Raw genomic sequence first — 25,907 nt, forward strand, 5'->3', positions numbered from 1 at the left:
ATGCCCCGGCTGCTGCACACCGCCATCCAGAACGCCGCGCTCTGAGCGGAGGCGCGCTCCACGGGCCGGTTCTCATGCACGAGCTTGTGAAGGACTGAGGACGAGGACATGGGACTGACCGCGAGGATCCGTACCCGGGACGGATGGGCCGTGTCGCACGCGGTCGTCACGCTGACCGACATGACCGGCAGCCAGGTGCTGCGCGCCGAGGCGGACGCGGACGGCGTCGTCCGGGACACCTCCGGGCTGGCGCCCGGCGCGTACACGGTGATCGTCACCGCCGTCGGCTACGCCCCGCACGCCGCCACCGCGATCGTCACCGCGAGCGGCCGCGCCGAGGCCGGCACGGTGACCCTGGCCCGCCAGGGCGGCGGCGCCGAACTGCCGCCGCCGGGCCCCTGGACGATCGACCCGGCGCACTCCAGCGTGGGCGCCGTAGCCCAGCACCTGGGGATCTCCAGCGTGCACGGGCGGTTCACCGAGTTCGCCGGGACGATCGAGATCGCGCCGGACGACATCGGCGCCTCGCGGGTGGAGGCGGTCATCCGGGCCGCGTCCATCGACACCGGCAACGGCATGCGCGACACCCATCTGCGCTCGGCGGACTTCCTGGACGTGGAGCGGTACCCGGAGATCACCTACCGGTCGACGGGCCTCACCGAGGCCGGCCCCGACCGCTGGACGGTCCACGGCGAGCTGGGCCTGCACGGCGTCGTCCGCCCCGTCGACCTCGACCTGTCCTACCTCGGCACCGGCGCCGACCCCTGGGGCGGCACCCGCGCCGCGTTCCGCGCGACCACCGAACTGCGCCGCGACGACTTCGCCATGCACTACAACCAGGTCGTGCAGGCGGGCATCGCCGCCATCGGCACCACCCTGAGGGTGGAGCTGGACATCCAGGCGGTCCAGGGCGGGAGCCTGCCGCAGCCGTAGGCCGGCGGCCGGGTCGTAGGGTGACGCCATGGCACCGAACATCGCGACCAACACCCGCGTATCGCCGACCGAGTTGCTGGACTTCGTACGCCCCCGCCACCGCGCCCTGCTGCTCACCCGCCGGGCCGACGGCAGCCCCCAGGCCTCCCCGCTGACCTGCGGTGTCGACGACTCGGGGCGGATCGTGATCTCCACCTATCCCGAGCGCGCCAAGACCCGCAACGCCAAGCGGGACCCGCGGGTGAGCCTGGTCGTGCTGAGCGACGACTGGAACGGGCCCTGGGTGCAGATCGACGGCACCGCCGAGGTCGTCGACGCGCCCGAGTCCGTCGAGCCGCTGGTGGAGTACTACCGCAACATCGCCGGTGAGCACCCGGACTGGGACGAGTACCGGGAGGCGATGCTCAAGCAGGGCAAGTCGATCATCCGCATCACCCCGGAGCGGTGGGGGCCGGTGGCGACGGGCGGGTTCCCGGCGCGGCTGGTGAACGAGGAGGACGGCAGCTAGCGCGGGCTCAGCCGCGTTCGACCATCACCTCGATGCCCGCGATCAGCAGGTCCAGGGCGTAGACGAAGTCCCGCTCCAGCATCTCCTCGACGGTGTCGCCGCCGCGGGCCGCCATGATGTCCTTCGACTCCGCGATGACCTCGGCGGTCTGCGGGGCCTCGCTCACCGAGGTCATCGCCTGCTCGAAGAAGTCGTCCGGGGTCAGGCCGGTGTCGGCGACCCGCGAGTAGAAGTGGCCCTCGATGGTGCCGTAGCCGTACACGAACTGGAAGACGGCGGAGATCACGCTGGTCACCCGGTGCGCGGGTGCCCCGCTCCCGCGCACCACCCGCTGCACCACCCGGGAGAACGCCAGCGAGTTCGGGCCGATGTTGAGGTACGTCCCGGCGAGCGGCGACAGCCAGGGGTGGCGCACCAGCAGCGAGCGGTACTCGGCGGCCAGCGCGCGCAGTTGCTCCCGCCAGTCCTCGTCGGCGTCCGGGTCGGGCAGCCGCAGCTCGCCGTAGACGGAGTCGAGCGCGAGTTCGAGCAGGTCGTCCTTGGTGTCGACGTACCAGTACACGGACATGGCCGTCACGCTCAGCTCGGCGGCCAGCCGCCGCATGGAGAAGCCGGCCAGCCCGTCGGCGTCCAGCAGCCGCACGGTCGCCTCGGTGATCCGCTGCCGGTCCAGCCCGGACGGCTGGCCGCCGCCGCGCTTGCGGCGCCCCTCGCCCTCCAGCCAGACGCTGGCCCGCGCCCCACGCCCGCCCGAGTCCTTCGCCATGTCGTCCTCACCTCTCCGCACAGGTCCCCGCAGTCAACCAGGGGCGCGGGGAACCGCGCGATCAACCATGACGAACCCGCGGGGCTCCTACGCGTCTTCCCGTTCGGCGCGCCGCAGCAACACCGCCGCCAGCAACCCGCCGGCCAACACGGCTCCCGCGCCGACCAGCTGACTGACCTCCAGCCCGGCGGAGTACGAGTCGATCACCCGTTCCCGCTCCACCGCGGAGCCGGCCGCGGCGAGCGCCACCGGCAGGGACACCGCCGCGAACCGGGCGTTCAGCACCGCGCCCAGCACGGCCACCCCGAGCCCGTTGCCGAACTCCGCCAGGGTGCCGTTGACGCCCGCGCCGACGCCCGCCTTGGCCGGCGGGATGGCGCTCATGATCGCGTGTGCCATCGCGGGGTTGGCGATCGCGCACCCCACGCCGATCAGCACCAGGCCGAGCAGCATCCCCGCGTACCCGTGGGAGCCGAGTGTCGCGATCGACGCGAGGCCGCCGGACATCAGCACCATGCCGAGCGCGACGGACGCGGGGGTGCCGAGCCGCGCCGTCCATCTCGCCGACAGCCCGGAGAAGTTCAGCACCACCACCGCCAGCGCCAGCGGTGCCGTGCGCAGCCCCGCCTCCAGCGGGCCGTAGCCGAGCACGAACTGGAGGTGCTGGGTGAGCAGGAACAGCGCCCCGCCCATCCCGAAGGTGATCAGCACCGCGCCCGCGACCGCGCCCGTGAACCGGCGGTCGCGGAAGAAGTTCAGGTCGAGCATGGGATACGGGACACGGCTCTGCCACCAGCCGAAGAGCGTGAGGACGACGGCCGCGACGGCGGCGCTCGTCAGCACCCGGCCGGAGGTCCAGCCGTGCTCGGGGCCGGAGATGATCGCGAAGACCAGCGACGACATACCGATCGTGGAGAGCAGCGCGCCCAGCAGGTCCGGCCGGTCGCCCTGCGGGTTCTTCGACTCCGGGACCAGCGCCACCACGGCGAGCAGTCCGAGCGCCGCGACCGGCAGATTGACCAGGAAGATCGCGCCCCACCAGAAGTGGTCCAGCATGAACCCGCCGACCAGCGGCCCGGTCGCGAAGCCCAGCGCGTTGACGGCGCTCCAGATGCCGATCGCCTTCGGCTGCTCCTCCGGGGTGAAGATCTGCATCGCCACCGCGAGCGTGGTGGTCAGCAGCAGCGCGCCGCCGACGCCCATGCCCGCGCGCGCGGCGATCAGCTGGGTGGTGGAGCCGGCGAGGGCGGCGACCAGCGAGCCGATGCCGAACAGCGCCAGTCCGGCGATCAGCATCTTCTTGCGGCCGTAGCGGTCGGCGGCGCTGCCGGCGGTGAGCAGCAGACCCGACTGCACCAGCGAGTAGGCGTTGATCATCCACTGGATGTCGGAGGTGGACGCCTCCAGCTCCTCGGTGAGGGAGGGGATCGCCACGTTCAGGACGGTGTTGTCGAGCAGCACCGTCAGCTGCGCCAGACAGATGACCGCGAGGATCAGCCAGCGCTGGGGGTGGCCGCCGGTGGTCCGCTCGGGGGACCGGGCCTGCGAGGTCGAAGACATGCTGTACACCGTATAGGAGTGCCCCTATACGGTGTACAGCGGTTTTCCGGCCGCCGTCAGCTCTTCGGCTGGGTCAGGTCGTAGAAGGTGGCCGAACCGACCGTCACCGCCTCGAAGTTCTCCTCGACCCAGGAGCTGATCTGCGTGGACGTGCCGTCACTGGCCCCGCCCATGCCGCCGCCCGTACCGCCGCTCGCGATGAACCAGTGGATCTCCCCCTCCGCGACGTAGCTCTTGAACTGCGCCAACGTCGGGGCCCGGTCGGTGCCGTTGAAGCCGCCGATCGCCATCACCGGCTCACCGGTGGCCAGCTGGTAGCTCGCGGCGTTCTGGGCGCCGATGGCCGCGGCCGCCCAGGTGTGGTCGGCGGCGTCCGACGTCAGCAGCTCCTCGGCCTCCTCGGAGACGGCGGCGCCGTCGAGGAGGCCGCCCATGCCGCCGCCCATACCGCCGCCCGCCGCGCCGTTCTCGCCGGTCTGGCCGGTCTGGCCGGTCTGGCCGCCGAACGGCTGACCTTGCTGACCTTGCCGGCCCTGGCCCGGGAAGCCACCCGTCGGGGGCCGGCCCATGCCGCCGCCCTGGCCCTGCTGCCCTTGCTGACCCTGCTGGTTCTGGCCGCCGCCCGGGAAGCCGCCGCCCGCGCCGGGACCGCCGCCGCCACCGGGACGCCCGCCGCCCATGCCGCCCGCGACCGACGGACCCGCCGTGACGATCGAGCCGGTGTGGCCCTCGCCGAGGGTGGTGAGGGTGTACGCCGTCGGACCGGCCACCCCGGTCGCCAGGCCCAGCGCGGCGACCCCGAGGGCCAGTCGGCGGCCCAGCCGCCGCACGAAGACCAGGCCGAGCGCGGCGGCCAGCCCGCCGGCCAGGACCGGCCACTTCAGCCACGGGAGGTAGTCGGAGGAGCGGTCGAGCAGCACGTAGCCCCATGCCGCGGTCGCCGTCGTCGCGCCCGCCAGCGTCATCGAGACCCAGGCCCGGTCGCGCTCCCGCCACAGCAGTGCCGCGCCCATGCCGGCCAGCGGGGCGATGTAGGGGGCGAGGGCGACGGTGTAGTACTCGTGGAAGATGCCCTGCATGAAGCTGAAGACGACCATGGTGATCAGCAGGGAGCCGCCCCAGAGCAGGAACGCGGCACGCGTCGCGTCGGTGCGCGCCGCCTTGCGGGTGGCGACCAGCGCCGCCACGAAGAGGATCAGTGCCGCCGGGATCAGCCAGGAGATCTGACCGCCGATACTGGAGGAGAACATCCGGTCCCAGCCGGTCTCGCCCCAGCCGCCGCCCTGGCCGCCGCCGACACTGCCGGTCTCCTCGCCGTTGATGCGGCCGAGGCCGTTGTAGCCGAAGGTCAGCTCCAGGAAGGAGTTGTTCTGCGAGCCGCCGATGTACGGCCGCGAGGACGCCGGCCACAGCTCGACCACCGCCACCCACCAGCCGCCCGCCACGACCATCGCGAGCCCGGCGAGCAGCACCTGCCCGATCCGCTTGCGCAGCGTGGTGGGCGCCAGCACGACGTAGACGAGCGCCAGCACCGGCAGGATCAGGAACGCCTGGAGGGTCTTGACCAGGAAGGCGAGGCCGATCGCCGTTCCCGCCCACACCAGCCAGCTCGTCCGCGCCTTCTCCAGGGCCCGCTGGGTGCAGTGCACGGCGGTGGCCATCAGCAGGGCGAGGGCCGCGTCCGGGTTGTTGAAGCGGAACATCAGCGCGGCGACGGGCGTCAGCGCGAACACCGCGAGGGTGAGCAGCCCGGCCGGGGCGGAGAACCGGCGGCGCACGGACGCGTACAGCACGCCGGCGGTCGCCACCGCCATCAGCACCTGCGGGAACAGGATCGCGAACGAGTTCAGGCCGAGGAGCCGCACCGACAGGGCCATCGGCCACAGGGCGGCCGGGGGCTTGTCGACCGTGATGGCGTTGCCCGCGTCGAGCGAGCCGAAGAAGAACGCCTTCCAGGACTGGCTGCCCGCCTGCACGGCCGCCGAGTAGAAGGAGTTGGCGTAGCCGGACGCCGTGAGGTTCCAGGTGTAGAGCGCGCCGACCACGAGGAGCGCGCCGAGGAAGGCCGGGCGGGCCCAGCTCGGGTCCTCGGGCCGGCCGCGCCACAGCCGGCGGGCGAAGGGCCGCCGCGCGGCGTCCGGCGCCGCGGCCGGTGCGGCTGGGTCGAGGGGTGGGCCGTGCAGGGTGGTCGTGGTCATCGGGAGCCCCTTGGATCGGTGTCGTACGGACGCACCGGCTGCAGCCGCATGGTGTCGTCCCCCCAGGTCGTCGTGGTGGTGCGGTCCGGGAAGACCCAGGCCCGGAAGAGCAGGAAGCGCAGCACGGTGGCCGCGAGGTTGGCGGCGATCAGCACCGCGAGTTCGGTGGAGTGGCCGGGCTCGGTGGTGGCCGCGTCCAGGGCGACCAGGGAGCCGCTGGTGAGGGCCAGCCCGATGGCGAACACGACCAGTCCCTGCGCCTGGTGCCGGACGGCACCGCCCCGGCCGCGCACCCCGAAGGTCAGGCGCCGGTTGGCCGCCGTGTTGGCGACCGCGGAGACGAGCAGGGCGAGCGCGTTGGCGGTCTGCGAACCGGCGAAGGACCGGAACCCGCTGTACAGGAGCAGGTAGAAGAGGGTGGAGAGGGCGCCGACCACGCAGAAGCCGAGGAGCTGGCGGGCCAGTCCCCTCGGCACGTCGGGCAGTTCACGGTCGCGCGGGTCGTCGCCGAACGGCCGGGTGAGCCGGTCCAGCGGCAGCGAGCCGGTGGCCAGGGCCTTGCCCACCCGCCAGACGCCCTTGAGGTCGTCGGTGGCGGTCCTCACGATGTGGACCGTCGAGTCCGGGTCGTCGACCCAGTCGACGGGTACCTCGTGGATCCGCAGTCCGGCGCGCTCGGCGAGCACCAGCATCTCGGTGTCGAAGAACCAGCCGGTGTCCTCCACCAGCGGCAGCAGCACCTGGGCGACGTCCCGGCGGATCGCCTTGAAGCCGCACTGGGCGTCGGAGAACCGGGCCTGGAGCGAGCCGCGCAGGATCAGGTTGTACGAGCGGCTGAAGAACTCCCGCTTGGCGCCGCGCACCACGCGCGAGCTGCGGGCCAGCCGGGAACCGATCGCCAGGTCCGAGTGGCCGGAGATCAGCGGGGCGACCAGCGGGAGGAGCGCGTTGAGGTCGGTGGACAGGTCCACGTCCATGTAGGCGAGGACCGGCGCGTCCGAGGCCGACCAGACGGTGCGCAGGGCGCGTCCCCGGCCCTTCTGCTCCAGCCGCACGGACCGCACCTGCGGGATCCGCGCCGCCAGTTCTGCGGCCACCCGGGGGGTGGTGTCCGTCGACGCGTTGTCCGCGACGGTGATGCGGAACGCGTACGGGAAGGTGCGGGCCAGGTGCTCGTGGAGCCTGAGCACACACGGCTGGAGGTCCTTCTCCTCGTTGTAGACGGGGATCACTACGTCCAGGACAGGCGTACCGGCTGCCGCGGCCGGGAGGTGCTCCCGCGCCGGCAGGGTGCCGGGAGAAGAGTCGGTTCGCATGGCACCGACTTTTCTCAACTCCCCTGTCGCACCCGTGTGGTGAGACTGTGCCGTGCCTGTGAGTGCGACGGCCCGACCGTCTCGTGGGCGGTGAACGGCACCGGCGGCGGTGTGAGCGCGGGCAGGTGGAGGGTGAACACGGTCAGGCCGGGCACGCTGTCCACGGTCACCGCGCCGCCGTGCGCGGTCGCGACGGCCTGCACGATGGCCAGTCCGAGGCCCGTGGAACCGGTGGTGCGGGAGCGTGCCGAGTCGCCGCGCGCGAACCGCTCGAAGACGTGCGGCAACAGTTCGGGCGGGATGCCCTGCCCGTCGTCCTGCACGTCCACGCACAGCCAGGCGCCCTGCCGCCGCACCCGCGCGGTGACCGTCGTACCGGGCGGGGTGTGGGTGCGGGCGTTGGCGAGCAGGTTGACCAGGACCTGTTGCAGCCGGGCGCCGTCCGCCGCCACCAGCGCGGGCTCGTCGGGCAGCTCCAGCCGCCAGTTGTGCTCGCGTCCGGCGGCCCGCGCGTCGCTGATGGTGTCCACGACCAGCGGGACGAGATCGATCTGCTCGAACTGGAGCGGGCGCCCGGCGTCCAGCCGGGCGAGCAGCAGCAGATCCTCCACGAGCAGGGTCATCCGGCCCGCCTCGGACTCGATCCGGCCCAGCGCGTGCCGGGTGTCCGGGCCGACCGCCTCCCGGCCGCGCCGGGTCAGTTCGGCGTAGCCGCGGATGGAGGCCAGCGGGGTGCGCAGCTCGTGACTGGCGTCCGCGACGAACTGCCGTACCCGTGTCTCGCTCTCCTGGCGGGCGTGCAGGGCGCCGTGGACGTGGTCCAGCATCCGGTTGAGGGCGGCGCCGACCCGGCCGACCTCGGTGTGCGGGTCGCACTCCGCCTCGGGGACCCGCTCGTCGAGGTTGACCTCGCCGCTGTGCAGGGGGAGTTCGGAGACGCGGGTGGCGGTGGCGGCGACCTTGCGCAGCGGACGGGTGGCGACGCCGACGATGACGGCGCCCGCGAGGGACGCGGCGAGCAGGCCGGCGGCGGTGACACTGATCTCGACGAGGATCAGGGTGTTGATGGTGCCGGTGACGTCGGCGGTCGGGACGGCGACGTAGTAGCTGTCGCCGTCGGCGCCGGTCTGGAAGAGGGCGCGGTACTCGCCGAGCCCGGGGATGGCCACGGTGTGCGGACGGCCGTCCTGGGCGACCGAGCCGAGCGCGGCGGTCTGCGACTCGTTCAGCGACTCGGGGTTCAGCTGCGGGACGTCGTTGTCGTCCCTGGTCTTCTTGCCGACCTTGGCGTCGGTGATCGAGCCGTTTCGCACCTCGGCCGCGATGGTGCCGCCCGGCTGGGGGCCCCGCTCGACGAACGTGGCCAGATCGGGCTTTTCGAACTTGTCCTTCTTGTCGGCCTCGCCGAGCGGGCCGCCGGGGTTCCCGTCGTCGTTGGGCGGGACGCCGGTCGCGCGGGCGGCGACCTCCCGGAGCTGGCCGTCCAGCTGCTCGTACAGGTGGGAGTGGAGCGCGACCGTCGTCACGGTGCCGATCACCGCGCAGACCACGGCGATCAGCACCACGGACGCGACGACGAGCCGCGTCCGCAGGGTGCGTGGCTGCCGTGCCCGTCGCGCCCGCGTCCGCGTCCGTCGTCGCCCGCTCATGACACGGCGGGCTTGATCAGGTAGCCGGCCCCGCGCCGGGTGTGGATCATCGGCTCCCGGCCGGCGTCGATCTTCCGCCGCAGATAGGAGATGTACAGCTCGACCACATTGGCCTGGCCGCCGAAGTCGTAGGACCAGACGCGGTCCAGGATCTGCGCCTTGCTGAGCACGCGCCGCGGGTTGCGCATCAGGAAGCGCAGCAGCTCGAACTCGGTCGCGGTCAGGTGGATGGAGTCGCCGCCGCGGGTGACCTCGTGGCTGTCCTCGTCCAGGGTGAGGTCGCCGACGACCAGCGTCGAGTCGGAGCGGCGGTCGGCGGCGCCCGAGCGGCGGATGAGTCCGCGCAGCCGGGCGACGACCTCCTCCAGGCTGAACGGCTTGGTGACGTAGTCGTCGCCGCCCGCGGTGAGCCCGGCGATGCGGTCCTCGACGGCGTCCTTGGCGGTCAGGAAGAGCACGGGCACGTCGGGCAGCTCGCGGCGCAGCCGGCCGAGGACCGTCAGTCCGTCCATGTCCGGCAGCATCATGTCCAGGACGACGGCGTCCGGCCGGAACTCCCGCGCGGTCTGCACGGCACCGTGGCCGTCGCCCGCGGTCCTGATCTGCCATCCCTCGTACCGCAGGGCCATGGACAGCAGCTCGGTGATCGACAGCTCGTCGTCCACCACAAGCACCCGGACGGGGCTCCCGTCCGGCCTCAGCAGTTCGGTGCGCCCCTGGGGCGAGGTCGTGGTCATGCTGGACACCATGTCCGGGTCCTCTGAGAGCGCCCTTTCGGCAACCTGTGATTTTCCTGAGAAACGCACAGGAGGGGGAAAGCGGGCTCTCAGCCGGCACACGGCTCCGCGCCCGGCCGACGGCCCGGCGCGGCACCCGCGGCCACCGGTCGCCACGGCGCGCCGCCCGCCCTCAGAACAGCCCGTCCTGAAGGTGCGCCCGCGCCCCTCTCAGCTCCCGCACCGGCACCGCCGGCTCATCGCCCGCGGCGGCCCCCAGCTCCCACCCCGCCATCAGCCGGGTGTCGAGCACGACGACCCCGCCGCCGTCCGTCGCCACGTGCAGGTCGGGACCGGCGGCCGCCACCAGCGTCCCGCTCACCGCCCCGCCGGGCACCAGCTCGGTCACCTCCCCGACGGCCGGCGGCCCGCCCGCGAGGCCGAACGCGCCGACGTGGTCGACCGGGTCGAAGGGTTCGGGGGCCAGCGACTCCGGCCAGCCGGCCAGGGCGAGCGCGCGGGCGTGCAGCGCGGCCGTCTCCGCCGCCCGCTCGGCCCGGGTCGGCGGCAGCGCGGCCCGCACGGCCCGCTTCTCGGCGTACGGGATCCGGTCCGGCACGCCCAGCGCGGCACGCAGCAGCTCCTCCGTGCGCCGGGCGGCCATCAGCGGCCCGGCTCCGAGCCAGGTGAAGCAGATCGCGCCCTGCTCCAGCAGCCGCGCGGACCCCCGCTCGACGGCGGTGATGCCGACCTTGGCCATGCCGGGCCCGAACCAGGCCAGGTACACGTGGTACGGCCGCGGGTCGTCGGCGATCGTGTCGGCGGCCACGGAGTGCGCCCGGTCCAGCCGCGCGCACTCCTCGCACCGGGCGCCGGTGCTCCGCCCCGGCACCGCGGCGCGCCGCGGACAGGCGTGCCCCCGCGCTCCCACACATGTCCGCCCACCTCCGTCCACGACCCGGAAGGCCACCCGCTGCCCCCAGGTCAGCGCACTGTGCCGGCCGCCGTCCCACCGCAGCACGGGCCCGCCCCCGGACCAGCGCAGCCCCGCGCACTTCCAGATCTGTGCCATCGCTCACGAGGGTAGAGGGGGGCACTGACAGCGGGGTTGGTGAGCGGCGGCCGGTGCGGTCAGACCGGCGGCCGCACCCGGGCGAGCCTGCGCAGCACCCGCGGTGCGAACCGCCCCAGCAGGTACGCCCCACGGGCCTCCGGCGTCACCGGCACCACCGCCTCGTCGCGCACCACGGCCCGCAGGATCGCGTCGGCGACCTTCTCCGGCGGATAGTTCCGCAGCCCGTACAGCTTCGCCGTGCGCTTCTGCCGCCGCCGTTCCTCCTCCGCGTCGGCTCCCGCGAACCGCGCGGTGGCGGTGATGCTGGTGTTCACCAGCCCGGGGCAGATCGCGCTCACCCCGATGCCGCGACCGGCGAGTTCGGCCCGCAGGCACTCGCTCAGCATCAGCACGGCCGCCTTGGAGGTGCTGTACGCGGGCAGTGCCCTGGACGGCTGGTAGGCCGCCGCCGACGCGGTGTTGACGATGTGCCCGCCCTGCCCGCGGTCGGCCATCTGCCTCCCGAACAGCCGGCACCCGTGGATGACCCCCCACAGGTTGACGTCGAGGACCTTCTTCCAGTCGTCGGGCGTGGTGTCGAAGAAGGACCCGGACAGCCCGATGCCGGCGTTGTTCACCAGGACGTCGACGACCCCGTACTCGGCCGCGACCTTCGCCGCCAGCTTCTCCATCTCCGCTTCGGCGGAGACGTCCACCGTCTCCGCCCAGGCCGCGGGAGCGCCGAGCAGCCGTGCCATCTCCGCCGTGCGCGCCGCCGCCTCCGCGTCCCGGTCGACGGCGACCACCCGTGCCCCGGCCTCGGCGAAGGCGTACGCCGTGGCCCGCCCGATGCCGCTGCCCGCGCCGGTGACCAGCACCAGCTGCCCGCCGAAGCGGTCGGCGTACCGCCCCTTCCCGGCCGCCGGGGCCGTACGGCCGCCCTCGACCCCGGTCACGAACTCCTCGATCCAGGCGGCGAGCTGATCGGGCCGGGTGCGCGGCACCCAGTGCTTGGCGGGCAGGGTCCGCCGGGTCAGCTGCGGCGCCCACCGCTCCAGTTCGTCGTAGAGCCGCTCGGACAGGAAGGCGTCGCCGAGCGGGGTGACGAGCTGCACGGGCGCGTGCGCGTACGCGTCCGCGCGCGGGCGGCGCAGCCGGGCCCGGACGTTGTCGCGGTACAGCCAGGCGCCGTGGGCCGCGTCCTGGGGCAGCGACGAGGTGGGGTAGTCGCCGCGCGGGGTCTTCTCGAACCGCTCGAGGATGCGCGGCCAGGCCTTGCCGAGGGGGCCGCGCCAGGCGAGTTCGGGGAGCGCGGGGGTGTGCAGCAGGTAGACGTACCAGGACTTGGCGCCCTGCCCGAGGAGCTGTCCGACCCGGCGGGGGGTGGGCCGCTTGAGACGCCTGGTGATCCAGTGCCCGAAGTGGTCGAGGCTGGGCCCGGACATCGAGGTGAAGGAGGCGATCCGGCCCTCGGTGCGCTTGACCGTGACGAACTCCCAGGCCTGCACCGAGCCCCAGTCGTGGCCGACCAGGTGGACCGGCCGGCCGGGGCTGACCGCGTCGGCGACGGCGAGGAAGTCGTCCGTCAGCTTCTCCAGCGTGAATCCGCCGCGCAGCGGCCGCGGCGCGGTCGAGCGGCCGTGGCCGCGTACGTCGTAGAGCACCACGTGGAAGCGGCCGGCGAGCCGTGCGGCCACCTCCGACCAGACCTCCTTGCTGTCCGGGTAGCCGTGCACCAGGACCACCGTCGGCTGCGCCGGGTCCCCCAGCTCGGCCACGCACAGCTCGACGCCTCCGGTCCGCACCCAGCGCTCCCGCGCGCCCCTGAGCACCGTCACTTCTCCTCCGTCCAGCGCCGCACGTGCGGCAGATCGTCGTCCAGCCAGAAGGCGCTCTGCGCGGGGTCCCAGGAGTCGGTGACGACCAGGATCTCCTCGAACTTGGCGCCGGTGCCCCGGAAGCCGAGATGCGGTTCGACCGCCCACAGACCGGGCCGCGGCGGATGGTCGGAGAAGCGGTACGGGGACCACAGCGGCGACCAGCCTTCGCGGTGGCCGTGCAGCGCGTCGGCCGCCAGGCCCTTCAGGGACTGCGTCCCGAATCCGAACAGCCGGGGCGAGAAGCGCCGTTCGCGCACCCGGTCGACCTTGTGCGCGATCACGCCGAAGGGATACGCGCGATGCCGGTTGGCGTAGCCCTGGCGGACCATCAGGCGGTCGACGTCCTCGTAGATCTCCCGCAGCGAGCGGCGTTCGCGCACCTCGCGCAGGATCAGCTCGCGATGCGCCTCCAGGTCGGCCATCAGCTTGTTCTGCACGGGGTTGACGCCGAGGGAGCCGGAGTAGCCGATGTCGGCGGTGTAGCCCTCGTACACGGGGGCCATGTCCAGGATGAACGGCATCCCGGGCTCCAGCCGGCGGTCGGTGGGGAAGAACTGGAGCGGGATGCGGAAGCCGGCGAACGCGGTGCGGTCGCCGAACCAGGCGAAGGGGAGGTGGAACCAGTCCCGGACGCCCCGCTCGCGCAGCCACTCCCGCTGCATCCGCGCCGCCTCCCGCTCGGTCACACCGGGCTTCAGCCGCGCGGCCACGGCCTCCGCGCAGGCGTACGCCAGCTGCTGGACCTGCCGGAATCCGTTCAGTTCCGTGGAGAGTTCGCTTGTCACCGCCGTGGTCATACCGACCCCTTCGACCGCGCTACGCGCCCGTAACTTGACTGCCCCGAATCTCGCAGTTGTTAGAGTCCGCGTCAATAGGCTTGATCGCGACTCCTGACGGAACGGGAGAAAGGCCAGGTCACAGAGGTGCGGCGGACGGTCCGTAGCTCTCAGGCACGGCATCCCCTACGGGCCCGTACTACCGGAGGCTGACCCGAAGACGGCTCTGCGGTCTGACGACCGGCGTGGTCCGCGTCACTACCGTCATGCCTGTGACTGTGATCGCGACCGAAAGCCTGAGCAAGCGGTTCCCCCGGGTGACCGCGCTTGACCGGCTCTCCGTGGACGTCGGGCCCGGTGTGACGGGACTCGTCGGAGCCAACGGGGCCGGCAAGTCCACACTGATCAAGATCCTGCTGGGTCTGTCCCCGGCCACCGAGGGCCGCGCCGAAGTGCTCGGACTCGACGTCGCCACCGAGGGCGCCGCCATCCGCGAGCGCGTCGGCTACATGCCGGAGCACGACTGCCTGCCGCCCGACGTCTCGGCCACCGAGTTCGTCGTCCACATGGCCCGTATGTCCGGCCTCCCGCCCGCCGCCGCCCGCGAACGCACCGCGGACACCCTGCGGCACGTGGGGCTGTACGAGGAGCGCTACCGCCCCATCGGCGGCTACTCCACCGGCATGAAACAGCGCGTCAAGCTCGCCCAGGCCCTCGTCCACGACCCGCGGCTGGTCTTCCTGGACGAGCCGACCAACGGCCTCGACCCGGTCGGCCGGGACGACATGCTCGCCCTGATCCGCCGCATCCACACCGACTTCGGCATCTCGGTCCTGGTCACCTCCCACCTGCTGGGCGAACTGGAACGCACCTGCGACCACGTGGTCGTCGTCGACGGCGGCAAGCTGCTGCGCTCCAGCTCCACCACCGACTTCACCCAGACCACCACCACCCTGGCCATCGAGGTCACCGACACCGACGAACACCCCGACGGCACCCGCGCGGTGCGCGAGGCGCTCCTCGCCCGCGGCATCACCGTCGACCACGGCGGCGGTCTGCCCGGCGCGGGCCACGTCCTGCTGCTCACCGCCCAGGGCGAGGAGACCTACGACCTGGTCCGCGACGTCGTCGCCGACCTCGGTCTAGGCCTGGTCCGCATGGAGCAGCGCCGCCACCACATCTCGGAGGTCTTCCAGGAGACCGGCGACCAGCGGAAGGAGGCCGTGGGCCATGGCCGTTGAGCACCCCGTCCCGGCACCTCCGGGTGACCAGACCCGCATCCACAACATCGGCTACCGCAGCTACGACGGCCCCCGCCTGGGCCGCGCCTACGCCCGCCGCTCGCTGTACTCGCAGTCCCTGCGCGGCTCCTACGGCCTCGGCCGCTCGGCCAAGTCCAAGGTGCTGCCGATGCTGCTGTTCGCGGTGATGTGCCTGCCCGCCGGCATCATGGTCGCGGTCGCCGTCGTCACCAAGGCGAACGAACTCCCGGTCGACTACACCCGCTACGCGATCCTGATGCAGGCCGTGATCAGCCTGTACGTCGCCTCCCAGGCACCCCAGTCGGTCTCCCGCGACCTGCGCTTCAAGACCGTCCCGCTGTACTTCTCCCGGCCCATGGAGATCGCCGACTACGTCCGCGCCAAGTACGCGGCGCTGGCCTCGGCGATGTTCCTGCTCACCGCCACCCCGCTGCTCGTGCTCTGGGTGGGCGCCCTGCTCGCCAAGCTCGACTTCGCCGACCAGACCAAGGGATTCGCCCAGGGGCTCACCTCCGTGGCACTGCTCTCACTGCTCTTCGCCGGCCTCGGACTGGTCATCGCCGCGGTCACCCCGCGCCGAGGCTTCGGCATCGCCGCCGTGATCGCGGTCCTGACCATCACCTACGGCGCGGTCTCCACCCTCCAGGCCATCGCCCACGACCAGGGCACCACGGACGCCATCGGCTGGATCGGCCTCTTCTCGCCGATCTCCCTGATCGATGGAGTGCAGTCCGCCTTCCTCGGCGCCGACTCGACCTTCCCGGGCGGCGTCGGCCCCACCGACGGCCAGGGAGTCGTCTACGTCCTCGTCGCCCTCGGCCTCATCGCCGGCTGCTACGGCCTGCTGATGCGCCGCTACCGGAAGGTGGGCCTGTGACCACGCTCAGCATCGACCATGTCTCCCGCTGGTTCGGCAACGTGGTCGCCGTCAACGACGTCACCATGACCATCGGCCCCGGCGTCACCGGCCTGCTCGGCCCCAACGGCGCCGGAAAGTCCACCCTCATCAACATGATGGGCGGCTTCCTCGCCCCCTCCACCGGCTCGGTCACCCTCGACGGGCAGCAGGTGTGGCGCAACGAGCAGATCTACCGCCACATCGGCATCGTCCCCGAGCGGGAGGCGATGTACGACTTCCTCACCGGCCACGAGTTCGTCCTCGCCAACGCCGAACTGCACGGACTGGGCGCCAAGGCCGCCCAGAAGGCCCTGGCCACCGTGGAGATGGAGTACGCGCAGGACCGCCGTATCGCCACCTACTCCAAGGGCATGCGGCAGCGCGTGAAGATGGCCTCCGCCCTCGTCCACGACCCCTCGCTGCTGCTGCTCGACGAGCCCTTCAACGGCATGGACCCGCGCCAGCGGATGCAGCTGATGGACCTGCTGCGCCGGATGGGCGACGAGGGCCGCACCGTGCTGTTCTCCTCGCACATCCTCGAAGAGGTGGAACAGCTCGCCTGGCACATCGAGGTCGTGGTCGCCGGACGGCACGCGGCCAGCGGCGACTTCCGCAAGATCCGCCGCCTGATGACGGACCGACCGCACCGCTATCTGGTGCGCTCCAGCGACGACCGCGCCCTCGCGGCCGCGCTGATCGCCGACCCGTCGACCGCCGGCATCGAGGTGGACCTCGCGGAGGGCGCGCTGCGGATCCAGGCCGTCGACTTCGGCCGCTTCACCGCCCTGCTGCCCAGGGTGGCCAGGGAGCACGGCATCCGGCTGCTGACCGTCTCGCCGTCGGACGAGTCCCTGGAGTCCGTGTTCTCGTATCTGGTCGCGGCGTAGGAGGCCGAAGATGTACGACCCCACTGTCGCCCGGCTCACCTATCGAGCCCTGCTCGGCCGCCGCCGGGCCCTCATCCTCGGCGCGCTGCCGCTGCTGCTGATCGTGATCGCCGTGGCGGTGCGCGCGCTGTCCGGCGCCGACGACCAGACGGCCGTCAACGTCCTCGGCGGCTTCGCGCTCGCCACCATGGTGCCGATCATCGGCGTGATCGCCGGCACCGGCGCGATCGGCCCGGAGATCGACGACGGCTCCGTGGTGTACCTGCTGTCCAAGCCGCTGAAGCGGCCCACGATCATCTACACCAAGCTGATCGTCGCCATCGCCGTGACCATGGTGTTCTCCGCCGTCCCGACCCTGGTCGCGGGCCTGATCCTGAACGGCAACGGCCAGCAGATCGCCGTCGCCTACACGGTGGCGGCCCTGGTCGCCTCCATCGCCTACGCGGCGCTCTTCCTGCTGATCGGCACGGTCTCGCGGCACGCCGTGATCCTCGGGCTGGTCTACGCGCTGGTCTGGGAGGCGCTGTTCGGCTCGCTGGTGCCCGGCGCCCGCACGCTGAGTGTCCAGCAGTGGTCGCTGGCGGTGGCCCAGAAGGTCTCCGGCGGCGACCTGATCACCTCCGACGTCGGCCTGACCACGGCGACGGTCCTGCTGGCCGCGGTGACCGTCCTGGCCACCTGGTACGCCGGGCAGAAGCTGCGCTCGCTGACCCTGGCGGGCGAGGAGTAGGAGCGGCCCGCGCGCACCGGAGGTTAATCGGTGGCGCCCGACTCCCCCTCCCGGCACAGTGGTTGTCGTCCGACCACGAGCCGGGAGAGGAGGTCGGCGATGTCGATGCACGGCAGTACGCCGAGCTCCCGACAGGGCAGCCCGCGGCGGGCTCCGGAGTAGTCGCCACCGCTCCGTCGAGTCCCGCCCCGCACGGGGAGCTGCCCGGGGCGGCCGCTTCGAGCACGCGAATCGCACTCGCGTGGGCCGCCCACCCGGAGGATTGGCCGAGAGGCAAGGCACTGGCTTGCTGAGCCATGGTCGGGCTGTGAAGCCCGCGCACGTTCGATCCGTGCATCCTCCGCACAGTGTCCCCGCCGCACCCCCGTCCCGGTGCGGCAGGGGCGCCTAGCCCGGCTGGGCCGGGGCTGGGCCGGGCCGGGGCTGGGGCTGGGCTGGGGCCGGGGCTGGGCCGTCAGCCCAGCAACCGCTCCAGCACCACGGCGATCCCGTCCTCCTCGTTGGAGGCGGTCACCTCGTCCGCGATCGCCCTCAGCTCCTCGTGGGCGTTGGCCATCGCCACGCCCCGGGACGCCCAGCCGAACATCGGGATGTCGTTGGGCATGTCGCCGAAGGCGATGGTCTCCGCGGCCTTCACCCCGAGCCTACGGGCCGCCAGCGACAGTCCGGTGGCCTTGGACAGACCGAGCGGCAGCAGCTCCACGATGCCCTCGCCCGCCACCACGACGGTGACGAAACCGCCGGCCGCGCGGGTGGCGATCTCGGCCAGCTCGTCGTCGCCGAGCGTCGGGTGCTGGATGTAGAGCTTGTTCAGCGGGGCGCTCCACAGATCCGCGGCGTCTGTGAACGGGGTGGCCGGCAGGGAGCCCTGCACCGCGTAACCCGGCCCCACCAGGACATCGCCGTTCAGACCGTCCCGGCTGGCCGCCAGGTACAGCGGGCCGACCTCCGCCTCGATCTTCGCCAGCGCCACCCCGGCCAGCTGACGGTCCAGCGTCACCGAGGTCAGCAGCCGGTCCTCGCCGGCGTGGTAGACCTGGGCGCCTTGGCCGCAGACCGCGAGTCCCTGGTAGCCGAGGTCGTCGAGGATGGGCCGGGTCCAGGGGACCGCCCGCCCGGTGACGACGATATGGGCGGCGCCCGCCGCGGTGGCCGCGGCGAGCGCGTCACGGGTGCGCCGCGAGACCGACCCGTCGGAGCGCAGCAGCGTTCCGTCGAGGTCGGTGGCGATCAGGCGGAACGGGAACCCGGTGGCCGTACTCACTTGGCGACCGGCTCCAGGACCTCACGGCCGCCGAGGTACGGACGCAGCACCTCGGGCACCCGCACCGAGCCGTCCGCCTGCTGGTGGTTCTCCAGGATCGCGACGATCGTGCGCGGCACGGCGCACAGGGTGCCGTTGAGCGTGGCCAGCGGCCGGACCTGCTTGCCGTCACGGACGCGGATCGACAGCCGGCGGGACTGGAACTCGGTGCAGTCCGAGGTCGAGGTCAGCTCGCGGTACTTGCCCTGGGTCGGGATCCACGCCTCGCAGTCGAACTTGCGGGCCGCCGAGGAACCGAGGTCACCGGAGGCGACGTCGATCACCCGGAACGGCAGCTCCAGCGAGGTCAGCCACTGCTTCTCCCACTCCAGCAGGCGCTGGTGCTCGGCCTGCGAGTCCTCCGGGTCGACGTACGAGAACATCTCGACCTTGTCGAACTGGTGGACGCGGAAGATGCCGCGGGTGTCCTTGCCGTGCGAGCCGGCCTCACGGCGGAAGCAGGGCGAGAAGCCCGCGTAGCGCAGCGGGAGGCGGTCGGCCTCGATGATCTCGTCCATGTGGTACGCGGCGAGCGCCACCTCGGAGGTGCCGACCAGGTACAGGTCGTCGTTCTGGAGGTGGTAGACGTCCTGCGCGGCCTGGCCGAGGAAGCCGGTGCCGGCCATCGACTGCGGGCGCACCAGCGCGGGCGTCAGCATCGGCGTGAAGCCGGCCGCCGTGGCCTGCGCCATCGCGGCGTTGACCAGTGCGAGCTCCAGCAGCGCGCCGACGCCGGTGAGGAAGTAGAAGCGGGAGCCGGAGACCTTCGCGCCGCGCTCGACGTCGATGGCACCGAGCAGCTGGCCCAGCTCCAGGTGGTCCTTGGGCTCGAAGCCCTCGGCACCGAAGTCACGGATGGCGCCGTGCGTCTCCAGCGTGACGAAGTCCTCCTCGCCGCCGACGGGCACGTCGGGGTGGACGAGGTTGCCGAGCTTGAGCAGCAGCTCCTGGGTCTCGGTGTCGGCCGCGTCGCGCTCGGCGTCGGCGGCCTTGACGTCGGCCTTCAGCTCTTCGGCCCGCTTCAGCAGCTCGGCCTTCTCGTCCGGCGAGGCCTTCGGGATGAGCTTGCCGAGCGACTTCTGCTCGGACCGCAGTTCGTCGAAGCGGACGCCGGACGACCTGCGCCTCTCGTCGGCAGACAGGAGAGCGTCGACGAGCGCGACGTCCTCTCCACGAGCGCGCTGGGAGGCGCGCACACGGTCGGGGTCCTCACGGAGCAGGCGAAGGTCAATCACGCGCTCCAGGCTACCGGTGCCGGGTGACGGCCCACGACTCACTATTCCGCGTCGCGGCTTTCGTGCCCTTCTGCGACAATTGCCCGCTCTGCTCGAGGGTGTCAATAAAAAGGATCCCATCCCCCGGAACGGGTCACGACCCACGGGGCGCGGTTGACCGGATTCCCTTGTGCGGCACGGGACTTGGGCCGCCTCCGTCCACAGGAATCCACAACCGTCGAAAGTTATCCACAGGGTGTGCGAAAGATCTGTGGATGCCGGAGGCGATCATTCCGAATCGGACGAGCCGGGCGAGGAATTCCCGATCCAAACCGGCCCCACCCCCACTTTCGAGTGGAAATGGGTCGCCCCAAAGGATTGATCGAAGGAAACAGGTGGACGAAGGGTGACCTAGGCGCCTGTGGACGGCCTTGTGGCCTGTAGGCCGATTTGTCGACTGAACGGCACTTCGGTGTCGACTTGTCCCCAGGTCGAGAAGCGGACCTGTGGATAACTTCTGTGGATAACAAAAATCAGCAGGTACCACAGGTACGACCGGCTACAGCCGACCGGCAACGAGACTAGAAACGGCCGTCCTGGCAGCGCGCCACCCAGTCGGCCGCATCCGAGAACTCCTGGTCCGAGGTGCCCTGGTGCGGCGGCAGCAGCTCACCCGGCCGCACATCCGCGCGCGGGTAGGAACCGAGGAAGCGCACCTGGAGACAGATCCGCTTCAGCCCCGTCAGCGCCTCGGCCACCCTGCGGTCGGAGATATGGCCCTCGGCGTCGATGCAGAAGCAGTAGTTGCCGATGCCTGCGCCGGTGGGCCGGGACTGGAGCAGCATCAGGTTGATCCCGCGGGAGGCGAACTCCCCCAGCAGATCGCGCAGCGCACCTGGATGGTCGTCGCGCTGCCACAGCACCACGGAGGTCTTGTCCGCGCCGGTCGGCGCCGCGGGCCGGGCCGGGCGGCCCACCAGCACAAAGCGGGTCTGGGCGTTCTCCGCGTCGTGGATCTCGGTCTCCAGGGCCTCCAGGCCGTACCGGGCGGCCGCGAACTCACCGGCGAAGGCGGCGTCGAAGCGGCCCTCCTGCACCAGCCGGGCGGCGTCCGCGTTCGAGGCGGCGGACTCCCAGGTCGCGTCCGGCAGGTTCGCCTTCAGCCAGTTGCGCACCTGCGGCTGGGCCGCCGGGTGCGCGCTGACCGTCTTGATGTCCGACAGCTCGGTGCCGGGCCGCACCAGCAGCGCGAAGGTGATGGAGAGCAGCACCTCGCGGTAGATCATCAGCGGCCGGCCCGCGACCAGCTCGTCCAGGGTGGTGGTGATACCTCCCTCGACGGAGTTCTCGATCGGCACGAACGCGGCCTCGGCCTCGCCGTTGCGGACCGCGTCGAGCGCGGACTGCACGGACACGTACGGGATCAGCTCCCGTGTCGCCGCCTCCGGCAGCGTGCGCAGAGCGACTTCGGTGAAGGTTCCTTCGGGGCCGAGATACGCATAGCTGGCTGGCATGTCCTCACCCTAATGGGCCCCTCGGCACCCGGCTCGGACGTCTCACCAAAGGCCCCTCAGGGGAGTGACACGCACACCACACCCGCCGACCCCCGCCGACGTCCTCCCCGGCCACCGACGCCCTCCGTGCCCGCGCGCCACTACCCCTCCAGCAGCCGCTGCCCCACGTACTCGCCCTCCGCCGCCCCGCCCGGCACCGCGAACAGCCCGCTCGCCTCGTGCCGGACGAACCGCGAGAGCGCGTCACCGCGGTCGAGCTTGCGCTGCACCGGCACGAAGCCCCGCAGCGGGTCCGCCTGCCAGCAGATGAACAGCAGTCCCGCGTCGGGCACCCCGTCGCCGTCGATGCCGTCGTGGAAGGAGAAGGGCCGGCGCAGCATCGCCGCACCGCCGTTCTGGTCGGGCCGGGTGATCCGGGCGTGCGCGTTGATCGGCACCACCAGAGCGCCCTCGGCGTCGGTCTTCTCCAGGTCCATCTCGGTGGCCTCGTCGCCTCCCGACAGCGGCGCCCCGTCGGACTTGCGGCGCCCGATGACCTCCTCCTGGGCCTTCACCGACAGCTGCTCCCAGTCGTCGAGGAGCATGCGGATGCGGCGTACGACGGCGTAGGAGCCGTCCGCCATCCACGCGGGCTCCCCGTTCGCGGGCACGAAGATCCGCCGGTCGAAGTCGGACTCCTCGGGCTTGGGATTGCGGGTGCCGTCGATCTGGCCCATCAGATTGCGGGCCGTCATGGGCTGGGCGGTGGCGCCCGGCGAGCGGTTGAAGCCGTTCATCTGCCAGCGGACCCGGGCCGCGCTGCCCGCGTCCTTCTGGAGCGCGCGCAGCGCGTGGAAGGCGACCAGGGCGTCGTTCGCACCGATCTGCACCCACAGGTCGCCGTTGCTGCGCGCCTTGTCCAGCTGGTCGGAGGAGAAGTCGGGCAGCGGGTCGAGCGCGACGGGCCGCTGCTTCTCCAGACCCGTACGGCCGAAGAAGCTGTGCCCGAAGCCGAAGGTGACCGTGAGGGACGAGGGTCCGGCGTCGCGGGCGACATCCGTGTCGTCCTGCCGGGCCGGTTCACCCGCCATCAGCCTCCGGGCCGTCTCCGACCAGCGGCGCAGCAGCGCGGCGGCCTCCTTGCGGCCCGCGCCCGCGGCGAGGTCGAAGGCGACGAGATGACCGCGGGACTGCATCGGCGTGGTGATGCCGGGCTGATGTTTCCCGTGAAACATCACCTCCCCGGCGCCGAGCGAGGTGAGCGGGGTCGCCTCGGAAGGCGCCGCGGTGTAGCCGACGGCCCCGCCGGCCGCGCCGAGCACGAGCCCGGTGGCCCCGGCGGTGCCGAGCAGCCGGCGGCGGGAGATGCCCTCCTGGGCGGCGCGCTTCCCGGCGCCGTCCGCGGGGGGCGCCTCGGGCGTCCGGGCCTCCGGAATGGACTGGTCAGGCATGTGCGGTTCAGCCGATCTGCGCGTTCTTGTCGACGGTCACCTGGTCGATGTCGGAGGTGCGCACGGTCACGGCGATCTTCCATTCGCCCGCCATGGGGATCTGCACTCCGCTCGCCGACCAGTGTCCGGTGGTGATGTGGTCCGGGACGACGGGCAGCGGCCCGATGTCCTGGGACTCCAGGGTGAAGGCGATCTTCACCTCGGGGATGTCGAAGGCCCGGCCGTTGGGCCGTGTCACATAGACGTGCATCGCGTTGGCGCCGACCCGCGCGGGGTCGAGGTCGACACGGACGACGCCCTTGCCGTCCTCGCCGCCGGTGTCGAACGGCATGTCCAGCGTGACGGTCCCGGTCGTCGAGGTGGACGACGAGGCCGCCGTGGCCGCCTTCGCCTCCTCCTCGGTCCGGCCCGGCTCGGTGGACGTCAGCACGGTGGTGACGGCGAGCAGGGCGACGGCGACGCCCGCCTCGGCGAGCACCGAGCGGCGCAGGCCGAAGCGGTGCGGATCGGCGTCCCTGAGCCGCTTCCGCCGCGCGGCGTCCACGGCGGCCCGCTGCCGCGCGAGTTGCGCGGCACGCGCCGAATCGGCGCCGTCCGAACCACCCTTGCCGGCGTCCTTGGGTGCATCTCCGGCCGCGACGGCCCCGGCCTTCCCGGCATCCCCGTCCCCAGCGGCCCCGGCCTTCCCGGCATCCCCCGCGCCCCCGGCGCGTGCCGCCACCCGTTCCCTGCCTCGCGTCGCGCCCGTCGGCACGGTGTCCGTCAGCTGCCCGGTCCATCGCCGCGAGATCCACGCGATGCCGACGAGCAGCACCACGAGCCCGGCCTTCACGCACAGCAGTTGCCCGTACCGGGTGCCGGTCAGCGCCGACCAGGTGCCGACCTGCCGCCACGACTGGTAGAGGCCGGTCGCCACCAGCGCCAGCACACTGCCGAAGGCGACCTGGGAGAACCGTCGTACGGCGGTGGCCGTGAGCGGGGCCTCGACGGGGGCCCGGTAGAGCGAGACGAGCAGCGCGGCGAGTCCGCCGAGCCAGGCCGCGACCGCCAGCAGGTGGACGATGTCGACGGGCATGGCGATGCCCGGCTGGAGCCCGGTGGAGGCGTGCTCGGCCATGGCCCAGCTCGCGGCGAGTCCGGCGGCCACCACGACTCCGCCGACGGCGAGCCCGAAGGTCAGGTCGCGCATCTCCTTCTCGGCCTCGGCGTCCCCCTCGCCCCGCGCCTCGAACCGCTTGGCGAAGGCCCCGAAGAGCACCGCGATGAACAGCGCCGCCGCGGCGAGCAGCAGCAGCCGCGACACCAGGGCCGCGCCGGTCTTGGTCTGCAGGACCTGCCCGAGCAGCTCCAGGTCGAAGACGTCCCCGAGCTTCCCGGAGGTCGTGTAGGCGCCGCGCAGGAGGAGCAGGCCGAGGGTGGCCGCGGTGAGGGTCACCCAGCCGGAGACGACCAGCCGCTGCACGGCCCGCACCCCCGCTCCGCCCGGCCAGCAGGCGAGGACGAAGGCGGCGCCGCCGACCAGCACGATGAACCCGGCGTACGACAGATAGCGACCGAAGCCGTAGAGGACGCCGACGGCTCCGCCGCCCGCCGACCCGCCGGACACCGTGACGGACGTCGCGGAGGGCGCGCCGATGGAGAAGGTGAACGCGCCGGCGACGGGGTGGCTGTCCGCCGACACCACCTGGTAGCTGACGGTGTAGGTGCCGTCGGGCAGGCCGGGCCGCAGCGCGACGGCGTAGGTGGTCCCGCCGGTGCCGCGCGCCTCACCGGTGTCGGCGCGTCCGCCCTTGGGGTCGAGCACCCGCACCGAGTCGTCGGAGAGCGCGACGCTCTCGGAGAAGGTGAGCGACACCTGCGCGGGCGCCTTCTCGACCACCGTGCCCTGCCGGGGGTCGCTGCCGGTGAGCGCGGCGTGCGCGGAGGCCGGCGCGGCACCGGCGAGGAGCGTGCCGGCGACGGCCAGGAGCAGCAGCACCAGGCTCCTCAGGCGCGGGGCGACGGTCTGCGTCACGGTGGTCCCTCCCTCACTGTCCGGACGCGGGGCGGTAGGTCGCCGGCTTCACGGGCATCTCGACCGTGACCGGGTCGGCCCCGGCGAAGTGCAGTTCGACCTCGACCGTCTCACCCTGCTTCGGCTTGCGCGTGAGCTTCTCGAACATCAGATGGTTTCCCCCGCTTTCGAGCACGAGTTCGCCATGGGCGGGCACCTCGGCGTTCGTCAGCTCGCGCATCGCCGAGCCGACGGTCTCGTGCACGGTGACCTCGCCGAGGTCGCTGGTGACCGAGGTCAGCTCGGCCGCCGTTCCGCCGTCGTTGGTGAGGGTGAGGAAGCCGGCCGCCATGGAGTCCGAGACGGGCTGCGGCATGTAGGCGGCGCTGACGGAGAGGTCCGCGCCGGACGGACCGGAACCGGAGTCGCCGCCGGAGCCGGAGCCGCAGCCGGCGAGGGCCAGCGCCGCGGCCGTGAGCAGGGACGCCGCCGCGAGTCGCCTCACGGGTTCTTCCCCTCGACCAGCTTGGGCAGGTCCTTGGTGTAGTCGTCCACGGTGGCGTCCTCGCCGTAGAGGACGTATCCGCCGTCGGTCTTCGGCGAGAAGGCGATGACCTGGGTGCCGTGGGTGGAGACGATCTTGCCCTTCTCCTTCACCGGCGGCTCGATGGAGATGCCGAGGGTGCGGGCGCCGGCCTGGACGGTGGCGAAGTCCCCGGTCAGCCCGACCACCTGGGGGTCGATGCCCTTGAGCCACTTGCCGAGCGCCTGTGGGGTGTCGCGGTCCGGGTCGGTGGTGACGAAGACGACCCGCAGCTCGTCCTGCTGCGCCTTGGGCAGCTGCTTCTTGGCGACGGCGATGTTGCTCATCGTCAGGGGGCAGACGTCCGGGCAGTTGGTGTAACCGAAGTAGATGAGCGTGGGCTTGCCCGCGGTCTCCTTGCGAAGGTCGTAGGACTTGCCGTGGGTGTCCGTCAGGACCAGGTCCGGCTTCTCGAACGGCTGGTCGAGAACGGTGGCGGCCTTGTCCGAACCGGGCTCCTCGGAGACCACGGCGACCGGTGAACCGGCCTCGTCCTCGCCGCCGCAGGCGGTGAGGGTGAGGGAGGCGGCGGCGAGCAGCGCCGCGGCCGCGAGGGTCTTCTTGCGCGCGGAAAGCATGGAGAGCATAGAGAAATGTCCCAGATGTGAGATCTCCGGTGTGCGCCGGGGCCAGGGAACGCCCCCGCGCACACCGCTGTAGTGCGTGGTCAGGCGGTTGCGCGGCGACGTGCGGCCCGCACGCCGTACGCCCCACCCCCGGCGCCCACCCCCAATCCG

The 25,907-nt window shown here is 72.3% G+C and carries 22 protein-coding genes and 1 tRNA gene; 7 read left to right on the top strand and 16 right to left on the bottom strand.

Features of this window, described 5'->3' with window-relative positions; genetic code table 11:
* Nucleotides 1–108: 108 nt before the first annotated feature.
* Nucleotides 109–933 (top strand): YceI family protein, encoded by an 825-nt coding sequence (locus ABT232_RS37190; protein WP_351848921.1) that lies wholly within the window; start codon nucleotides 109–111, stop codon nucleotides 931–933.
* Between the two features lie 28 nt (nucleotides 934–961).
* Nucleotides 962–1,441 (top strand): PPOX class F420-dependent oxidoreductase, encoded by a 480-nt coding sequence (locus ABT232_RS37195; protein WP_351848924.1) that lies wholly within the window; start codon nucleotides 962–964, stop codon nucleotides 1,439–1,441.
* A gap of 7 nt (nucleotides 1,442–1,448) precedes the next feature.
* Here ABT232_RS37195 and ABT232_RS37200 read toward each other — a convergent pair whose 3' ends face one another.
* The 9 genes from ABT232_RS37200 to ABT232_RS37240 all read right to left on the bottom strand — a co-directional run bounded on the left by ABT232_RS37200 (nucleotide 1,449) and on the right by ABT232_RS37240 (nucleotide 13,377).
* Entirely contained in the window at nucleotides 1,449–2,207 is a 759-nt protein-coding gene (locus tag ABT232_RS37200; protein ID WP_351848926.1) for a TetR/AcrR family transcriptional regulator, read from the bottom strand.
* Between the two features lie 87 nt (nucleotides 2,208–2,294).
* A complete protein-coding gene (locus tag ABT232_RS37205) occupies nucleotides 2,295–3,767 on the bottom strand; it encodes an MFS transporter (protein ID WP_351848929.1) in 1,473 nt (490 codons plus the stop codon).
* Nucleotides 3,768–3,823: 56 nt separating this feature from the next.
* On the bottom strand, nucleotides 3,824–5,965 hold the full coding sequence (locus ABT232_RS37210) for an ArnT family glycosyltransferase (protein ID WP_351848931.1): 2,142 nt from the start codon (nucleotides 5,963–5,965) through the stop codon (nucleotides 3,824–3,826).
* The gene (locus ABT232_RS37215) at nucleotides 5,962–7,281 is read right to left on the bottom strand and encodes a bifunctional glycosyltransferase family 2/GtrA family protein (RefSeq protein ID WP_351848934.1); all 1,320 of its coding nucleotides are present in this window, start codon (nucleotides 7,279–7,281) and stop codon (nucleotides 5,962–5,964) included. The genes ABT232_RS37210 and ABT232_RS37215 overlap by 4 nt, the downstream gene beginning before the upstream one ends.
* A gap of 14 nt (nucleotides 7,282–7,295) precedes the next feature.
* Nucleotides 7,296–8,930 (bottom strand): sensor histidine kinase, encoded by a 1,635-nt coding sequence (locus tag ABT232_RS37220; protein WP_351848936.1) that lies wholly within the window; start codon nucleotides 8,928–8,930, stop codon nucleotides 7,296–7,298.
* Nucleotides 8,927–9,667, bottom strand: a complete 741-nt coding sequence (locus ABT232_RS37225; protein WP_351848938.1) for a response regulator transcription factor — start codon at nucleotides 9,665–9,667, stop codon at nucleotides 8,927–8,929. Before ABT232_RS37225 ends, ABT232_RS37220 begins: the two co-directional genes overlap by 4 nt.
* A gap of 172 nt (nucleotides 9,668–9,839) precedes the next feature.
* Nucleotides 9,840–10,718 (bottom strand): DUF2797 domain-containing protein, encoded by an 879-nt coding sequence (locus ABT232_RS37230; protein WP_351848941.1) that lies wholly within the window; start codon nucleotides 10,716–10,718, stop codon nucleotides 9,840–9,842.
* Between the two features lie 59 nt (nucleotides 10,719–10,777).
* Nucleotides 10,778–12,538, bottom strand: a complete 1,761-nt coding sequence (locus tag ABT232_RS37235) for an SDR family oxidoreductase (RefSeq protein WP_351848944.1) — start codon at nucleotides 12,536–12,538, stop codon at nucleotides 10,778–10,780.
* Entirely contained in the window at nucleotides 12,535–13,377 is an 843-nt protein-coding gene (locus ABT232_RS37240; protein WP_351848946.1) for a M24 family metallopeptidase, read from the bottom strand. Before ABT232_RS37240 ends, ABT232_RS37235 begins: the two co-directional genes overlap by 4 nt.
* A 245-nt stretch (nucleotides 13,378–13,622) precedes the next feature.
* Between ABT232_RS37240 and ABT232_RS37245 the strand changes: the two genes are divergently transcribed.
* From ABT232_RS37245 to ABT232_RS37265, 5 genes are all read left to right on the top strand, one after another.
* Nucleotides 13,623–14,597 carry an ABC transporter ATP-binding protein gene (locus tag ABT232_RS37245; protein ID WP_351848949.1) on the top strand — a complete coding sequence of 325 codons (975 nt, stop codon included), beginning with the start codon at nucleotides 13,623–13,625 and terminating at the stop codon, nucleotides 14,595–14,597.
* The gene (locus tag ABT232_RS37250) at nucleotides 14,587–15,495 is read left to right on the top strand and encodes an ABC transporter permease (RefSeq protein WP_351848952.1); all 909 of its coding nucleotides are present in this window, start codon (nucleotides 14,587–14,589) and stop codon (nucleotides 15,493–15,495) included. The genes ABT232_RS37245 and ABT232_RS37250 overlap by 11 nt, the downstream gene beginning before the upstream one ends.
* The gene (locus tag ABT232_RS37255) at nucleotides 15,492–16,403 is read left to right on the top strand and encodes an ABC transporter ATP-binding protein (protein WP_351848954.1); all 912 of its coding nucleotides are present in this window, start codon (nucleotides 15,492–15,494) and stop codon (nucleotides 16,401–16,403) included. The genes ABT232_RS37250 and ABT232_RS37255 overlap by 4 nt, the downstream gene beginning before the upstream one ends.
* A 10-nt stretch (nucleotides 16,404–16,413) precedes the next feature.
* The gene (locus ABT232_RS37260; protein ID WP_351848957.1) at nucleotides 16,414–17,133 is read left to right on the top strand and encodes an ABC transporter permease subunit; all 720 of its coding nucleotides are present in this window, start codon (nucleotides 16,414–16,416) and stop codon (nucleotides 17,131–17,133) included.
* Between the two features lie 256 nt (nucleotides 17,134–17,389).
* Nucleotides 17,390–17,476, top strand: a tRNA-Ser gene (locus ABT232_RS37265).
* A 111-nt stretch (nucleotides 17,477–17,587) separates the two neighbouring features.
* Here the strand turns inward: ABT232_RS37265 and ABT232_RS37270 are convergent.
* From ABT232_RS37270 to ABT232_RS37300, 7 genes are all read right to left on the bottom strand, one after another.
* Nucleotides 17,588–18,397, bottom strand: a complete 810-nt coding sequence (locus tag ABT232_RS37270) for an HAD family hydrolase (RefSeq protein WP_351848959.1) — start codon at nucleotides 18,395–18,397, stop codon at nucleotides 17,588–17,590.
* Nucleotides 18,394–19,671 carry a serine--tRNA ligase gene (gene serS, locus ABT232_RS37275; protein ID WP_351848961.1) on the bottom strand — a complete coding sequence of 426 codons (1,278 nt, stop codon included), beginning with the start codon at nucleotides 19,669–19,671 and terminating at the stop codon, nucleotides 18,394–18,396. The genes ABT232_RS37270 and serS overlap by 4 nt, the downstream gene beginning before the upstream one ends.
* 560 nt (nucleotides 19,672–20,231) lie before the next feature.
* Nucleotides 20,232–21,164, bottom strand: a complete 933-nt coding sequence (gene pheA / locus ABT232_RS37280; protein ID WP_351848964.1) for a prephenate dehydratase — start codon at nucleotides 21,162–21,164, stop codon at nucleotides 20,232–20,234.
* Nucleotides 21,165–21,304: 140 nt separating this feature from the next.
* Complete coding sequence (gene efeB / locus ABT232_RS37285) at nucleotides 21,305–22,594, bottom strand: iron uptake transporter deferrochelatase/peroxidase subunit (RefSeq protein WP_351848967.1); 1,290 nt, start codon at nucleotides 22,592–22,594, stop codon at nucleotides 21,305–21,307.
* Between the two features lie 7 nt (nucleotides 22,595–22,601).
* A complete protein-coding gene (locus tag ABT232_RS37290; RefSeq protein WP_351848970.1) occupies nucleotides 22,602–24,608 on the bottom strand; it encodes a copper resistance CopC/CopD family protein in 2,007 nt (668 codons plus the stop codon).
* A gap of 13 nt (nucleotides 24,609–24,621) precedes the next feature.
* Entirely contained in the window at nucleotides 24,622–25,092 is a 471-nt protein-coding gene (locus ABT232_RS37295; RefSeq protein WP_351848973.1) for a copper chaperone PCu(A)C, read from the bottom strand.
* Nucleotides 25,089–25,748, bottom strand: coding sequence for an SCO family protein (locus ABT232_RS37300; RefSeq protein ID WP_351848975.1), 660 nt, complete (start codon nucleotides 25,746–25,748; stop codon nucleotides 25,089–25,091). Before ABT232_RS37300 ends, ABT232_RS37295 begins: the two co-directional genes overlap by 4 nt.
* Between the last annotated feature and the right edge of the window lie 159 nt (nucleotides 25,749–25,907).

Source organism: Streptomyces sp. NPDC001532 (genome assembly GCF_040298625.1).
In the GTDB taxonomy this organism is placed as follows: domain Bacteria; phylum Actinomycetota; class Actinomycetes; order Streptomycetales; family Streptomycetaceae; genus Streptomyces.

Excerpts from the sequence above, each read along its gene's own strand:
- ABT232_RS37220 (WP_351848936.1), bottom strand. The coding sequence starts at position 8,930 with ATGAGCGGGCGACGACGGACGCGGACGCGGGCGCGACGGGCACGGCAG.
- efeB (WP_351848967.1), bottom strand. The coding sequence starts at position 22,594 with ATGCCTGACCAGTCCATTCCGGAGGCCCGGACGCCCGAGGCGCCCCCC.
- pheA (WP_351848964.1), bottom strand. The coding sequence starts at position 21,164 with ATGCCAGCCAGCTATGCGTATCTCGGCCCCGAAGGAACCTTCACCGAA.
- ABT232_RS37205 (WP_351848929.1), bottom strand. The coding sequence starts at position 3,767 with ATGTCTTCGACCTCGCAGGCCCGGTCCCCCGAGCGGACCACCGGCGGC.
- ABT232_RS37195 (WP_351848924.1), top strand. The coding sequence starts at position 962 with ATGGCACCGAACATCGCGACCAACACCCGCGTATCGCCGACCGAGTTG.
- ABT232_RS37190 (WP_351848921.1), top strand. The coding sequence starts at position 109 with ATGGGACTGACCGCGAGGATCCGTACCCGGGACGGATGGGCCGTGTCG.
- ABT232_RS37210 (WP_351848931.1), bottom strand. The coding sequence starts at position 5,965 with ATGACCACGACCACCCTGCACGGCCCACCCCTCGACCCAGCCGCACCG.
- ABT232_RS37200 (WP_351848926.1), bottom strand. The coding sequence starts at position 2,207 with ATGGCGAAGGACTCGGGCGGGCGTGGGGCGCGGGCCAGCGTCTGGCTG.
- ABT232_RS37250 (WP_351848952.1), top strand. The coding sequence starts at position 14,587 with ATGGCCGTTGAGCACCCCGTCCCGGCACCTCCGGGTGACCAGACCCGC.
- ABT232_RS37245 (WP_351848949.1), top strand. The coding sequence starts at position 13,623 with ATGCCTGTGACTGTGATCGCGACCGAAAGCCTGAGCAAGCGGTTCCCC.
- ABT232_RS37215 (WP_351848934.1), bottom strand. The coding sequence starts at position 7,281 with ATGCGAACCGACTCTTCTCCCGGCACCCTGCCGGCGCGGGAGCACCTC.
- ABT232_RS37230 (WP_351848941.1), bottom strand. The coding sequence starts at position 10,718 with ATGGCACAGATCTGGAAGTGCGCGGGGCTGCGCTGGTCCGGGGGCGGG.
- ABT232_RS37225 (WP_351848938.1), bottom strand. The coding sequence starts at position 9,667 with ATGACCACGACCTCGCCCCAGGGGCGCACCGAACTGCTGAGGCCGGAC.
- ABT232_RS37300 (WP_351848975.1), bottom strand. The coding sequence starts at position 25,748 with ATGCTTTCCGCGCGCAAGAAGACCCTCGCGGCCGCGGCGCTGCTCGCC.
- ABT232_RS37240 (WP_351848946.1), bottom strand. The coding sequence starts at position 13,377 with ATGACCACGGCGGTGACAAGCGAACTCTCCACGGAACTGAACGGATTC.
- ABT232_RS37260 (WP_351848957.1), top strand. The coding sequence starts at position 16,414 with ATGTACGACCCCACTGTCGCCCGGCTCACCTATCGAGCCCTGCTCGGC.